This is a genomic window from Nocardiopsis sp. NPDC101807 (assembly GCF_044766605.1).
GTDB lineage: Bacteria > Actinomycetota > Actinomycetes > Streptosporangiales > Streptosporangiaceae > Nocardiopsis > Nocardiopsis tropica.
In genome coordinates, this window is record NZ_JBIWMK010000010.1 from 85719 (window position 1) to 100026 (window position 14308).

A 14308-nucleotide genomic window follows, 5' to 3' on the forward strand; every position below is an offset into this window, starting at 1 on the left:
CGCCTGGGGGGGGTCGCTGGTGGGTGGGGGGGGGGCGGGGGGGCGGTCCCTGGGGGCCCGCACCCCTTGGGGGGGGGGGGGCGGCCCCCCCGGGGGGGGGGGCCCGGGCCGGGCCCCCCCCCGCCGGCGTCCGGTCACCGGCGTCCGGTCACCGGCGTCCGGTCGCCGGAGGACGTCAGTTCGCCGGGGGCGCCGGGACGGGCGCCGGGGCGGGGGTCCCGCCCCCCTGCCCTCCGCCGTCGCCGGTCCCGGGATCGGGCTGCTGCGTGCCCGGGTCCTGGGGCTCCTCCTCCTCGACCGGCGGGTCCGTGGGCTCGGTGGTCCCGCCGGTGCCGCCGTCGCCGCCGGTCCCACCGCCGCCGGTGCCGTCCTCGGGCTCCCCGGTCGCGGGGGCGTCCGGCTCGGGCGTCGTCCCGGGCGTTCCCGTCCCAGGCTCCTGGTCGGTGGTCCAGGGCTCGTCCTCGGTGGTCTCCCCGGCCCCGGGGTCGTCCTCCTGTGCCGGGGCGCCCGAGCTCGAACCGCCGAACAGGGTGGGCGAGGTGGCCTCTTCCCCACCCTGCGTCCAGGCGGTCAGCGACCGTCCCGTGAACAGCTCGAACACCAGGATCACGAGCATCACCAGGGCGAACACCGCGGCGGCCGGGATCACCACGGAGCGCCGGCCGAGCCGCGGCAGGAAGCCGCCCCCCTCCCGGTCCCCGGAAGCGCCGGGGACCGGGGCCCCGGTGTCCACCGCGGGCAGCAGGGCGGTCCCGTCCGGGACGCCGGCCCGGTTCGCGGGGTCCCCGGGTCCGCCGAGGGCGGCGGTCCTGTCGTCGACCGCCCCCAGCGAGGGCATGGCCATCGTGCGGGTGGCGTCGAAGTCGCGGGGCGCCCCGTCGGGCGGGCCCGCCTCGGAGACCTCCCTGAGCAGGCCCGACTCGGAGATCTCCTCCGGGAAGGGCGCCACGGGCGCCCCGGGCGCCACGGGACCGGCCTCGGCGTGGCCGACCGCCTTCCCCGCCAGCTGCCTGGCCTGTTCGCCGCTGCGGGAGAACCAGTGCTGGAGGAGGGGGCTGACCAGGGTGCTGAGCGTGGCCATGACGGCCGCGCCGACGACCGTGCCGTACACGTTGAGGTAGGAGGCCGCGGTCGCGGCGGCGAGCGTGGCGGCGCCGGCGCCCGCGACCTGGGAGACGCTCAGTTCGATCCGCTTCTTCTTCCCGGCGTCCTCCTCCGCCTCGTTGTCGTCATCGTGTCCGGTCCGACCCATCCGGTCGCCCCTCCTTCGTCGGCCGCGCGGGGCGCGACGGGAACTCGTACTGGCGGGATGCGCGTGTGGTGGGGCATAGAGCCCCAAAGTCACCAAACATCACATTTCGCTCATAGATGGATAACTCACCCTAAGGGGCCCCGGGTTCCGATAACGCCAAGACATAAGAAGCATCACTCTCCGGCATAGGTCGGCGTGTCGGTTTGCCGAAGAGGACCACCGTCCGATCATGCCCCGGACCGAGATCGGAGTTTTTCCCATACCTGGGGTGATTCAGGGGCCCCGGGATACCATCACCGCGGAGCCTTCGCACGGGATCGACGACATTCCCCCCGATCGCTCCCGGTCGCCGCAGGCTCAGCGTGCCAAGATTGGCAGCGGAAGCGACCGTGAGCGCCCCGGGCATCCGGGGCGGCTCCCACCGTGGTCAGTGCCACGGAACGGGAGGCGGGCACAGTTCGGACATGCCGGGCGCGGTACTGGCCGAACCGCTGTCGGCCGACCAGACTTGGAGAACGCGGGGACCGGGTCGCGGGACCTACCCTCGACGGGACGCGAAAGGGAGGGCGATGCACGAGCTTCGCCTCGTGGCCGTGAGCGAGGACGGCACCTACCTGGTGCTCGCCAGCGCCGGCCGTGGAACCCGTTTCATGCTGCCCGTCGACGACCGTCTCCGCGCCGCAGTCCGCGGCCAGTTCTCCCGGCTCGGCCAGTACGAGATCGAAGTGGAGAATCCGTTGCGCCCCAAGGAAATCCAGGCCCGCATCCGGTCCGGCGAGACCGCGGAGGCCATCTCCGAGATCTCCGGCATACCGATCGAACGGGTCCGCTGGTTCGAGGGCCCCGTCCTCCAGGAACGCGAGTACATCGCCCAGCAGGCCCAGCGCGCGGCCGTGCGGGCGCACGGCGACACCGGACCGGGCCCCTCCCTGGAGGACCTGGTCGCCAAGCGGATCGGCGCGCACCAGCTGGAAACCGGCGACGCCGTGTGGGACTCGTGGAAGCGCGAGGACCGCTCGTGGCAGCTCAAGCTCGTCTTCCTGCACGGCAGCGAGGAGCGCGTCGCCCACTGGCTGTACGAGCCCAGACACAACAGCGTGGTGCCCGCGGACGAGGAGGCCGCGCGGTTCTCCTCGCCGGAGCCGGACACGCCGTCCGCCCCCGGCGCGAACGTGACGCCCTTCGCTCCGCGCCGGGGCGACGCCCCCGCGCACCTGCCCCGGATGGACGCCCAGTCGGCGGCGGAGCGGCGCCCCGACCACGCCCCGGCCCGCCGGACGCACCAGGAGGACCCCCTCGACGATCCGCTGCCCCCCGCCCGGGCGGCCCGGCCGGAGACCGACCGGTTCGGCGACCCCGTCCGCGACGAGCGCCGGCGCCGGTTCGAGGTGCCCGGCTCGGAGCAGGCCGGCCACCGCCGTCCCGGCCACCGCGCGGACGGCCGCGACGGGAACGCCGACCCGGACCGCGACCCCCGCCGCGAGCCGGGGTACGGGTCGGAGGAGCAGCGGCCCGCCGGGTTCCGCCCGGCCGACGCACACCCCGCCGACAGGCGCCGCGAGGAGGAGCGCCGGCCTTCGGAGTACCGCGTCCCCGGCGAGCGCCGCCCCACGGGCCGCCTGCCCACCGAACGCGTCCGCGAGTGGGACGACCGGGCGGAACGACCGGGCGGAGCGCGCCCCGAGCACCCCTTCAGGGGGCCGGGCGCCGAACCCGTGCCCCGGTCGCCCGAGCCCGACCGGCGCCCCGCGCCCGAGCCGTCGGCGCCCGCGGCGTACGCGGACCACGGCGCGGAGGAGCGCCCCCCGTACCCCGAGCGCCGCACGGCCCCCGAGTGGCCGCCGGAGGGCCGTCCGGCACGCGCCGCCGAACCCGACACCGCGCCGCCCGCGGCCGATCCCCCGGCCCAGCCGCGGCCCGCCGCGCGGCGCCGCAGGGCCACCATGGACCTCAACGACACCGGGACCCCCCGCCGCGCCGCCGACCAGGCGCCCGCGAGCCCCGCGGCCGTCCCGGCGGTCGCCAACGGGAGCAACGACCGCGCCGCGGCCAAGCGCAAGGGCCGCGGCCGACGCGCGTCGGTCCCCTCGTGGGACGAGATCATGTTCGGGTCCAAGAAGGACGAGTAGGCGCGTGGCCGGCGCCGGGGGGCGGCCACGCCCCCCGGCCCGCCTCGGCGGAGGGCGACCGGAGCCGCACGGCACGGTCGCCCTCCGGCGTTCGCGCACCCGGTCCGGGCGGCCGGACCGCCCCGGCGCGGGGCGGGTTCAGCCCTCGCGCCCCGGCCCGCCGGGATCCTCCAGGAACGGTCGCACCATCTCCGGGGTGACCCGCGCCGCGAAGGCCACCGACTCGCCGATCGAGGCGTCCTGGACGGTGTAGCCCCCCGCACCCGCCCCCACGGTGACCTGGAGGTCGGCCAGGGAGGGGCCCCGCTGGAAGAGGGTCTGCCTCCAGGTCCAACCGATCACCGCCGAGCGCTCCACCGTCGCCTGGCTCCGGCTCAGCGAACCGGAGCGGACGCTCACCCGCTCGCCGTCGTACCCGTGGCCGAGGGCCCGGTAGCGGTCCACGCCCAGGGGGATCCCCAGGACGGCGAGCACCGCGCCCGCCACCGCGAGCCACTCCGCTCCCAGGGCCGCGGCGACCACCGCGACCAGGGCGAACGGCCCGACGGCCCGTGTGAGCCGCCGGAACAGGGCCGCGCGCGGGTGGCGCTTCAGGGTGCCCCCGAAGAGGGCCAGCGCCCGGCCGACGACGTCCTCGACCACGGGTCGGGGCCCGGTCGGGAGCAGCACGGCGCGGTTGGCGGTGTCGCCCAGGCCGGTGACGATGGCGCGCAGGCGGACGGCGCCGCGCGTGCGTTCGAGGGGGGTGTCCAGGAGCTCGTGGCCGCGGATGCGGCGCCTCTCCAGCGTGACGCTGCGCCGGGTGAACAGCCCGCGCTCGGCGACCAGGGAGCCGTCGCGTCCGCGGAGCGAGAAGCCCCAGTGCGTGAGGGCGTAGGAGACCACGGCGAACACCGGCATCAGCAGCACCAGCACACCCGCGAAGACCAGGGCCGCCACCAGGAGGAAGCCCCGGTCCGACGAGGTGACCCAGTCCACGACGAAGTCGTTGGCCAGCTCTCCCGCCGTCTGCTGGACCGTGCCGAAGAGGGTGGCCAGGACCGCGAACGGGGTGAGCAGGTACCCCAGGCTGAGCGCCCCGTACAGGTACCAGGAGCGCGGCATGGCGAAGTACGTGACGGTGTCGTCCTCCGGGAGCGGTTGGGCCGGTGCCTCCCCCCGGGCCGCCTCCTCCGTTCCCGGGGCCGCGCCGCCCGGAGCTGCCCGGGACCCGGCTTCCTGCCCGGTGAGGACGGCCTTGCGGTGCAGCAGGACGCGGCGCAGGCGCTCGGCCTCGGCCGCCGCCACCGCGTCCAGCTTGCCGTCCTCGGTCGCGGCCGCCGAGCCCGCAGCGGCCTCGATGCGCACCACGGCGACACCGAGGAGACGGTGCAGCAGTGTGCTGGTGACGTCGACGCCGCGGACGCGTTCGAGGGGGATCGTGCGCCGGGAGCGCCTGATCAGCCCCTTGCGGATCTCCAGCCGGTCCTCGCCGACCTCGTAGCGGGTGGTCCTCCAGGTGACGAACCCGCCGACGAGCAGCGCCACGACGGTGGCGCCCGTGGCGCCCAGCACCCAGGCGTTGAACCCGCCCAGCACCAGTCCCGCGGCGATCGGCACCAGGAGGCCCTTGAGCTGGTTGATGGGGCCCACGACCATGCTCCGGGGGCTGATCCGGCGCGCCCGCTCCGGTGCGAGGAAGGGCGCCGCCTCCCGGGCCCATCCGTCGGGCGCGCCCCCGGCCCCGGCCGGGTGTCCCTCCGTGGGCGCGGGCCCCCACCAGGCGCGCGGAGGCGACCCGTGCGGGGGTTCGGTGTGCGGGGGGGCGCCGTGCGGGGGCACGCCGCCGGACGCGCCCGGGTGGGGCGCGGGGCCGTGCCACGGGGCGCCCCCGGGAGGAGCGCCGTACGGCGGAGGGTCCTGGGGCGCTGCCCTGTGGGACGGAGGCCCCTGGAACGGGGCGCCGTACGGGGTGGCCTCGCGGGGAGGCCCGGGGACCGGCTGCCCGTACCCCGGCTCGGCTCGGGGGCCGGTCCGGGACCGGTCGCCCCACCCCGGCGGCGGACCCCCCGTGCCCTGGGCGGGGCCGGGGCCGTACACCGCCGGCGGTCCGGTGGGATCCGCGCCTCCCGCCGTGCGCCCCGGGTCCCGGGGCGCGGGCGTGCTCCCCGGCGCGACCCAGCCCCCGGCCGGGGCCGGTCCGCCGTGCGGGGGCGCCGGGTACGGCTCCGCCCCGGGACGGCCGTGGGCGGGTGCGCCCTCCCCGGGCCCGACGCGTGCCGCGCCGTCCCCTGCCGCGGGCCGCGCGCCGTGGCCGCCCCCGTCCGGGGCGCCGGGAGCCCCGGAACCGCAGTGTTCCCCGTGTCCGTGCCGTTCGGCGCGGCCGCCGTCCTCCTGCTCCGTGCCCATCAGGTCGCGTCGTCCCTCAGCGCCCCGGCGCGCACCGCGAGGTCCTCGCTCAGGCGGCGCGCCTGCCCGGCGTCCAGCCCCTCGATCGTGGACGAACCCGCGTAGGAGGCGGTCTGCACCTCCAGCGTGGCCACGTCGAACACGCGCTCCAGCCACCCCTGCGTGTGGTCGACGGTCTGCAGCCTGTTGACGGGCACCAGCTGCCAGGTGCGGCTGATCCAGCCCACCCGCGTGTAGATGATGTCCCCGGCCACCTCCCAGCGGTGCACCCTGTACCGCCAGGACGGCACGATCGCCACCTTGAGCAGCGCGTACACCCCGTAGGCGAGCGGGAGCAGCCACGCGTTGTCCTGCGCCCAGAACGGGATCCAGGCCCAACCGAGCGACGAGGCGCCCCAGGCGACCGCGCTGAGCAGGACGAGGGTGAACACCGACCCGAACAGGATCCTCAGGGTCCACACCCCGATCGCCCTGCTGCTCACGCGGCTCTGCGGGGGCCGCAGCCGCGCGGACTCCCCGTCCCCTGGTTCGGGACCGACCCGGGGCCGGTCCGGGTCGGGAATGGCGTCGTACGGCGGGGTGTTCATCACCTGCACGAGTTTAGGCCCTCCGTGTCCGAAGGCCCCTACCCGCGGGCCTCCCCGCACGGCCGCTCCGGGGCGCGGGAACTCTGTCAGCGTTCTGTCAGCCCGGCTCGTCACACTGGTGGACGAACGTTGAAACGGAGGAACGATGACTGACGCCATCCGCGCGGAGGGCCTGGTCAAGCAGTTCAAGGGCAAACGCGCCCTGGACGGTGTGGACCTGACGGCCAGGACGGGGGCCGTGCTCGGCGTTCTGGGACCCAACGGGTCCGGCAAGACCACGATGGTGCGCATCCTGGCGACCCTGCTCAGGCCCGACGCCGGGCACGCCGAGGTCGGCGGCTTCGACGTGGTCCGCCAACCGCACGAGGTCCGCCGGCTCATCGGCCTGACGGGCCAGTACGCGGCCGTGGACGCCGATCTGACCGGCACCCAGAACCTGCTCCTCATCGCCCGCCTGCTGGGCTTCGGCGGGGCCGACGCCCGGGCCCGCGCCACGGAGCTGCTCGAGCGCTTCGAGCTCACCGACGCCGCGGACCGCCCCGCCAAGACCTACTCGGGCGGCATGCGGCGACGGCTCGACCTGGCCGCGAGCCTGGTCGGCCGCCCGGCCCTGCTCTACCTGGACGAGCCCACGACAGGGCTGGACCCGCACAGCCGCAACGGCCTGTGGGACGTCGTGCGCGGGCTGGTGGACGACGGCGTGACCGTCCTGCTCACCACCCAGTACCTGGAGGAGGCCGACCAGCTGGCCGACGACCTCATGGTGCTCGACCACGGGCGGACGATCAGCAGGGGCACCCCGGAGGAGCTCAAGAGCCGGGCCGGGAACCAGGTGCTCGAACTGCGCACGGTGGACCCCGGGCAGATCTCCCTGGCGACGAGGATCATCGAGGCGGTCACCAGCACGCCCGTCGTCTCCGACGGCCTGCTCGCCAGTGTCCCGGTCACCAGTTCGGGCGTCCTGCCCGAGGTGGTGCGCCGCCTGGACGAGCAGGGCGTGGCGGTCGCCGAGCTGTCGCTGCGCAAGCCGAGCCTGGACGAGGTGTTCCTCGCCCTGACCGGTCGTACCGCCGAAGAGGAGACCGCGGACGCGTCCGCGGACGAGGGGGCCAGAGCATGAGTACCGTGACGACCCGGACCCGGACCGCGGAGTCCGCGGGCGCCCCGGCCATCCCGGCGAGGATCACGCCGCTGGGCACGATCCGGAACGGCCTCCAGCTGGCCTGGCGCAGTGTCCTGAAGATCAAGGCCAACCCCGAGGAGGTCCTGGGGCTGATCCTGCAGCCGGTCATGTTCGTGACCCTGTTCGTCTTCGTCTTCGGGCAGGCGATGATGGGCGACTGGCAGGCCTACCGCGACTTCCTGATGCCCGGCATCATCGCCCAGTCGGTCATCTTCGCGACGCTGGGCACGGGCTTCTCGCTGAGCCAGGACGTGGAGAAGGGCATCTTCGACCGGTTCCGGTCGCTGCCCATCGCCCGATCGGCGCCGCTCACCGGCGCGATCCTCGGCGACCTGGTCCGGTACACGATCACCGTGGTGATGGTGCTCCTGGTCGGCATGCTCATCGGTTTCCGCCCCGAGGGCGGCGCGGTCGGCGTGGCCGTGGCGGCCGGCCTGGTGCTGCTGTTCGCGTTCGCGCTGTGCTGGATGTCGGCCTTCGTCGGCATGATCGTGCGCACGCCGATGGCCGTGCAGGCCTTCGGGATGATCCTCATGTTCCCGCTGACCTTCAGCAGCTCGGCGTTCGTCGCCCCGGCGGACATGCCCGGCTGGCTGCAGGCGGTCGCCGCGAACAACCCGGTCACCCACGTCGTCGACGCCATGCGGGCCCTGATGCTCGGCACGGGCGACGCCACGGGCCCGGTCCTGTGGACGGTGGCGTGGTCCGCGATCTTCACCGCGGTCTTCTTCCCGCTCGCCGTGTGGGCGTACCGCCGCCGCACCTGAGCGGCGCCCGCCGCGCCGCCCCCGGGGGCGGCGCGGCCCCTCCGGCACACCCCCGCGCCCGGTCACCGGCCGGAGCGCCGGTTCCCCGGCCGGTGGTCGGGCACGAGCGGGGCCAGCCACTCGTCCACACCCGCCAGGATCTCCTCCTTGTCCGTGCCCCGCGCCTCCGCTGCCAGCCGCTCGTACTCGGGCCCGCCCAGCGCCGCGCGCACCCGCTCCCGCGCCCGCACCACGAACGGCGTGGTGCGGTCGGGAACGCCCCGCAGCCCCTCGGAGTACCCGAGCATGCGAACCGCCCGGCGCGGGTCCTCCTGCGCCAGCATCATCGCGAAGACGTCCAGGATCTCCGCGCGGACGGGGCGCAGCCCGTGGGAGGCCGCCCACCACGCGCGGCCGATGTCGCGCCAGGCCGCCTCCCGCTCCCCGGACCTCCAGTGCAGGAGCGCGGACATGGCCCCCAGGCCCCCCTCCAGGTAGACCGGTGAGAACCCGCCCAGGCCGCTCAGCTCCTCCCGCATCCGGTCAACGGCCGCGCGGGCGCGCTCCAGCTCCCCGGCCTCGCCGAGCCATTGCGCCTCCGCCAGCGACAGCAGCACCCTGTGCTCGTCCTGGACCGGGCCCTCGAAGTCGGACAGCGCCCCCAGGTCACGACGGGCCGCGTCCAGCTCCCCGAGGTCGGTGAGGGTCTGGGCCCGTCGGACCCGGAACACCGCCGCCATCCCCGTCAGGCCCGCCCCCGAGGCCAGCCGCATCCCGTCGGTCAGCAGCTCGCGGCAGCGTTCGAGGTCCTCGAAGCGGTACACGTCCACCAGCTGGGCGAGCGCCTGGCACGCGCCCCAGGCGTCGCCCCGGGCACGGAACTCCTCCAGCGCGGCCTCCGCCTTGCCCGCGGCCTCCCCGGTGTGGCCGGTGACGGCGTCGAGCAGGGACAGCAGGACGCGCACCATCGCGCGCATCCAGGGATCGGGCTGGTCCAGGGCGGCGGCCAGGCGCTCGTAGGCGTCGCCGGACCGCCCCTGGAGCATCGCCCTGTACAGCAGGCAGTGGACGAGCACGGGATGGCGCTCGACCCGCCCGCCCGACGCCGCGACGACCTCCTCGACCTCCCTGATGGCCGCCTCCACCGTGGCGGGGTCCGTCGAACCGTCGCCGGCCCGGTGGAACAGGCAGCTGGCGTAGGCGACGGCCCTGCCCTCGGGGACGCGGCCGTCGATCATGTCCAGGACGGCCTCCGACCACCGGACGAGCCGCCGCCAGGACCCCCCCAGGGTCCAGTACCACTGGGTGTACTCGACCAGGTCCAGGGCGAGCCCGGCGTCCCCGCGCTCCACCGCCCACCGCACCGCCGCGCCGTGGTCCGCGGCCTCGGGGGCCAGGCGCGCGAGCAGCTCGCCCTGGCGCCGCCCGCGCAGGAGCGGGTCCGCCGTCCGCCACAGGTCGCGGACGTGGCGGGCGTGGGTGTCGCGCACGCGCACCTCCTCACCGCTGAGGGCCAGCCTCTCGGCGGCGTAGGCGCGAACGGTCTCCAGCTGCCTGTAGCGGGGCGGCGCGTCGTCGCCGACGGGGTTCTCGGCGATCACGAGCGACTTGTCCACCAGGGAGAACAGGACGGTCCACACGTCCCGGCCGGCCACCCGGCCCTCCGCGCCGGGGTCCGGTCCGGGGTCGGCGCAGATCCGCTCGACGGCCTCCAGGGGCGCGCCGCCGGCGAAGATCGACAGGCGCCGCAGCAGGCGCCGCTCCGGTTCGTCGAGGAGTTCCCAGCTCCAGTCGACGACGGCCCTCAGCGTGCGGTGGCGCGGCAGCGCGCCCCGGCTGCCCCCGGTGAGCAGCCGGAAACGGTCGGACAGCCTCTCGGCGAGCTGGGCGGCGGTCATGGAGCGCAGCCTGGCGGCGGCCAGCTCCAGGGCCAGGGGCATGCCGTCCAGCTCCCGTACCACGCGGACGACGTGGGCGGCGTTGCCGGGCGTGACGGCGAAGCCGGGGCGCACCGAGGCGGCCCGCTCGGTGAACAGGGCGACGGAGGGATAGGCGGCGGCCTTCGCGGCGTCGGCGCCCTCGGGCGGCAGCGCCAGGGAGGGCACGGGCATGAGCTGTTCGCCGGGGACGCCGAGGGGTTCGCGGGAGGTGGCCAGGAGGCGCAGGCGGGGGCAGCGGGCGAGAAGGGGCTCCACGGCCTTGGCGACGTCCTCGACGAGGTGCTCGCAGTTGTCGAGCACGAGGAGCGCGGGGTGGTCGCCGATGTGGGAGGCGACCCGTTCCAGCGGGGAGGCCGACGCCGGGGCGGACGCCGTCCGGAGCATGGCGTACTCGCGCAGCCCCAGGGCGCCGGCCAGGGCGTCCGGGACGTCGGCGCCCGACCTGGACGCGAGTTCGACGAACCAGCCTCCCCGGGCGAGCAGGTGCGGGGCGCGTGCGGCCAGGGCGGCGGCGGTCTCGATCGCCAGGCGCGTCTTCCCCGCCCCGCCGGGCCCGGTCAGGGTGACCAGGCGCTCCGTGGTGAGGAGGCCCACGGCGGTTGCGACCTCGGTGTCGCGCGGCACGAAACCGGTCAGGGTGGCGGGCAGGTGCAGGTTCGGCGGGGCGGCGGGCCCCGGGGAGGGCGCGTCGAACTCGCCGCGCAGCAGCCGCAGGTGGGTGTCGCGCAGCTGGGGCGAGGGGTCCAGGCCCAGGTTGTCGGCGAGGCGTCCGCGGAAGCGCTCGTAGGCGGCCAGGGCGTCCGCCGTGCGGCCGGTCGCGGCGAGCACGCGCATGAGCAGCCCGACGGGGCGCTCGCGGTCCGGCTCCCGCCGGGCGAGCGCCTCGACGCGGGGCAGGATCTCGGCGTGGTGGCCGAGGTCGGCGCGGGCCGCCAGGTGGTCCTCGACGGCGGACCGGTGGGTCTCGGCCAGGCCCAGCGCGACGTCCTCGGCGATGCCGTGCGCGGTCAGGTCGGGCAGCGCCGGCCCCCGCCACAGGGCGAGCGCCCCGCCCAGATCCCGCTCGGCGTCGGCGGGCCGGCCGGCGACGAGGTGGGCACGGCCCTTCGCGACCAGGTCCTCGAAGCGGTCGAGGTCGACCTCTCCGGGGTCGGCGTCCAGCCGGTAGCCCGTGCCGTCGCCGTCGACGGCGGCGCCTGTGCCCAGGGCCCGGCGCAGGCGGGAGACGAGCGCCTGGAGGGCGTTGCCCGCCGAGGCCGGGGGGTTTCCCGCCCAGATGCCGTCGATGAGCTGTTCGACGGGCACGCGCCGCCCGGCGCGGAGCAGCAGGAGGCAGAGGAGGACGCGCAGCCGCGCGCCGCCGATGGTGACGGGCCTTCCGGTCGCGTCGTGCACCAGGAGGGGCCCAAGGATGGAGAACCGCACCGACCCATGATCACCGATCCGCCCGGGGAGTGCGCGGAGCCGTGCTCCGGCGGGCCCGCGGGCGGGCCGCGGCGGGGCCCGCGGGCCGGGACGGTCGCCCGAACGCCCGCCTGACCACAGTAGGGTTCGCTCAGGAACGTGTCGCCGGAGCCCTGTGGCGGCTCCCCCGCGTTCCCTCCCCGAGCCCGGCGCCGGGCGCCTTCCCGACGCCGTGCCGGTTCACAGCGAGTCCCGCCTCCACGGCCCGAAAGTCCAGCAGGAGTTCCCATTGTTCCCGGCCCTCCCCTCCCCCCGGTCCACCGGTGCGCGCACGGCCCGCACGTCCCCCGCAGCGCTCGCGGGCGCGGTGGCGGCGGGGGCCGCACTGGTCCTGACCACGGGTTGCGGCATCCTCGCCCCGGGGCAGAACGGTGACATGCCCGACGACATCAACGTCACCAGCCCCCTCATGCAGGAGGGGCAGCCGCTTCCGGCGGCCTACACCTGCGAGGGAGCCTCCGACGGCGCTTCGGCGGACGGGGAGGAGCAGGAGGTGCAGGAGGCGTCCTCTCCGCCGCTGAGCTGGTCGGGGCTGCCCGACGAGGCGGGCTCGATCGCCCTGGTGGTCGACGACCCCCAGGTGGCCCAGGTGTTCTGGGTGGTCTACGACCTGGACCCGCAGCTGGTGGAGCTGCGGCAGAACAGCGTTCCGGCCGACGCCAAGCAGGGACAGAACTCCCAGGGCCTCGCGGAGTACGGGGCGCCGTGCCCGGAACCGGAGGCGTCGTACGAGTACAGGTTCACCGTGTACGCGCTGGCGAACCCGCTGGACCTGCCGGAGGGCGCGTCACTGGACGCGGCCCTGGACGCCATCGCCGACCAGGCCGTCGCCCGCGGGTCCCTGGTCACGACCAACACCGAGTGAAATAGGTCATAGGAGTCCCCGCCGGTGCGCCGGGGCCCCGCGGCTCCGGGAAACCGGGGCCCCGGGGATCCGCCCAGGAAGCATCCATCGCCCTCTGCACACGGGGCGCGACAGCGCATACAGTGGGGCAGTGCCCCTCGCCCCATTTCAGATGACCGATTCCCGTCCACTCGCCGCGCGGCGCACCGATCTGGAACCGCACCGGACCACCTGCACCCCTCGCACCACGCAGGTCGGACAGACCGGGCCATCACGGAACCAGTCGGCCGCCGCACATCCCCGGCCGGTTCCAGACACTCCGGTCCCCGGTGCGATCCGGGCGCGGCCGACCTCCCCAAGGTAGTGCGTAGACCATGACCGTCACCGTCATCATCATCATCGCCGTCATCGTCGTGCTCGCCGTGCTCGTCCTGCTCCTGCTGGGCATGCGCGCTCTGAGCGTCGGTTCCCGCGAGGACGACTACGACGACGAATACGAGTACGACGACACCGAGGACCCCGGTCGCGGCCCCGACCGCGCGCAGGATCGCGACGACGAGGACCGCGACGACGAGGAGCCGGCCCCGCGCGGGCGGTCCCGCCGCGCGCACCAGGACGGCGGCGGCCGGTCGGAGAGACGCTCCAAGGGCCGGCGCAAGCGCGAGGCCGACTGGGACGACGATGACGACGCGGACGGCCTGTCCGACAACGACTTCTGGTCGAGCCTGAGCGAGGACGGCCCGGCCCAGCGCTCCCCGGAGCCCCGCGGCCGCCGCGGCGACCGCGAGGACCAGGCCCCCAGCGTCACCGCGTACGAGTACGAGGAAGACGAGTACGACGACGGGTACGAGGACTTCGAGGAGGAGTCCGGTCCCCCCGGGGCGACCACGATCCTGCCCGCGGCGACCGGGGCCGGCGGCGGGCCCTCCGCGGACCTGGCGATGCTGGCGAGCCTGGGGCAGGAGCAGGCCGCCCCCCAGCCGGACGAGCCGGCGGGGCGGTCGGGCAGGCACGGGCGGTCCGCCGCGCCGGACCCGCTCGGTCCGGGTGAGCGCGCGCTCCCGCCGCGCCCGGAGCGCTCCGCCCTCCCCTCGCCCCAGGGGGCCGCGCCCACGCAGGGCCTGCCCCCGACGCAGCACGCCGCACCCGCGGCCCCCCGGGACGACGACCCGCTCGGCCCGGGCTCATGGACGCCCGGCGCCTCCTACTCCCAGCCCCGGACCGACCCCCTGGCGGGCCCCTCCCCCCTGGGGGCCCCGGATTCGCGCGACCCGCTCGGCGGTTCGGGCACGGCGCCGGGGACCGACTCCCCGCTCGGTGACCGCCCGCCCTACGGCAGCGCGTCGCCGGGCCGGTCGGACCACCAGGGCTCGGGCCGCCCGGAGAGCCCTGCCGCGAACGACCCGCTCTCCCCGGGGTTCCGGGCCACGACCCCGGCGCACGGTTCCGACGTCGAATCGCCGATATGGTCCAGCATGGACACCGGCGCCCACCAGCGCTCCGACTTCGGCTACGGCGGTCCCTCCTCCCCCGGACCCGGCGCGACGACGCCGCCGTTCGGCGGGAGCGGCTCCGCGGACCCCCTCGGCGGCGGCTACCCGGCGGCCCCCCGGTCCGAGGGCGGCTACGACACCGACTCCTTCAGCCGCTCCGGCTACGACACGGGCACCCACACGCGCCCCTCCTACGACACCGGCAGCCACACACGGGGAGACCACACCGGCACCGGACTCCCCGAGTTCGACACCGGCAACCACACACGCCCCTCCTACGAC

Annotated in this window: 9 protein-coding genes; 5 read left to right on the forward strand and 4 right to left on the reverse strand. The window is 75.9% G+C overall.

The window, feature by feature from the left end:
* Positions 1–175: 175 nt before the first annotated feature.
* A complete protein-coding gene (locus tag ACIRPH_RS26975; RefSeq protein ID WP_402919238.1) occupies positions 176–1252 on the reverse strand; it encodes a hypothetical protein in 1077 nt (358 codons plus the stop codon).
* Between the two features lie 569 nt (positions 1253–1821).
* Here ACIRPH_RS26975 and sepH point away from each other — a divergent pair.
* Positions 1822–3381, forward strand: a complete 1560-nt coding sequence (sepH, locus tag ACIRPH_RS26980) for a septation protein SepH (protein WP_402919239.1) — start codon at positions 1822–1824, stop codon at positions 3379–3381.
* Positions 3382–3519: 138 nt separating this feature from the next.
* Here sepH and ACIRPH_RS26985 read toward each other — a convergent pair whose 3' ends face one another.
* A complete protein-coding gene (locus ACIRPH_RS26985) occupies positions 3520–5019 on the reverse strand; it encodes a PH domain-containing protein (RefSeq protein WP_402919241.1) in 1500 nt (499 codons plus the stop codon).
* 749 nt (positions 5020–5768) lie between these two features.
* Positions 5769–6356, reverse strand: a complete 588-nt coding sequence (locus tag ACIRPH_RS26990; RefSeq protein ID WP_402919562.1) for a PH domain-containing protein — start codon at positions 6354–6356, stop codon at positions 5769–5771.
* A 145-nt stretch (positions 6357–6501) separates the two neighbouring features.
* Between ACIRPH_RS26990 and ACIRPH_RS26995 the strand changes: the two genes are divergently transcribed.
* Positions 6502–7476: an ATP-binding cassette domain-containing protein gene (locus ACIRPH_RS26995; RefSeq protein WP_402919243.1), complete on the forward strand. Its 975-nt coding sequence runs from the start codon at positions 6502–6504 to the stop codon at positions 7474–7476.
* Entirely contained in the window at positions 7473–8306 is an 834-nt protein-coding gene (locus tag ACIRPH_RS27000; protein WP_402919245.1) for an ABC transporter permease, read from the forward strand. The genes ACIRPH_RS26995 and ACIRPH_RS27000 overlap by 4 nt, the downstream gene beginning before the upstream one ends.
* A 62-nt stretch (positions 8307–8368) precedes the next feature.
* Here the strand turns inward: ACIRPH_RS27000 and ACIRPH_RS27005 are convergent, their stop codons facing one another.
* On the reverse strand, positions 8369–11650 hold the full coding sequence (locus tag ACIRPH_RS27005; RefSeq protein WP_402919247.1) for an ATP-binding protein: 3282 nt from the start codon (positions 11648–11650) through the stop codon (positions 8369–8371).
* Positions 11651–11918: 268 nt separating this feature from the next.
* Here ACIRPH_RS27005 and ACIRPH_RS27010 point away from each other — a divergent pair, with 268 nt between their 5' ends.
* Both ACIRPH_RS27010 and ACIRPH_RS27015 read left to right on the forward strand, forming a co-directional pair.
* Positions 11919–12554 (forward strand): YbhB/YbcL family Raf kinase inhibitor-like protein, encoded by a 636-nt coding sequence (locus ACIRPH_RS27010; RefSeq protein WP_402919249.1) that lies wholly within the window; start codon positions 11919–11921, stop codon positions 12552–12554.
* A gap of 353 nt (positions 12555–12907) precedes the next feature.
* A partial coding sequence (locus ACIRPH_RS27015) for a hypothetical protein (RefSeq protein ID WP_402919251.1) occupies positions 12908–14308 on the forward strand: 1401 nt, incomplete at its 3' end.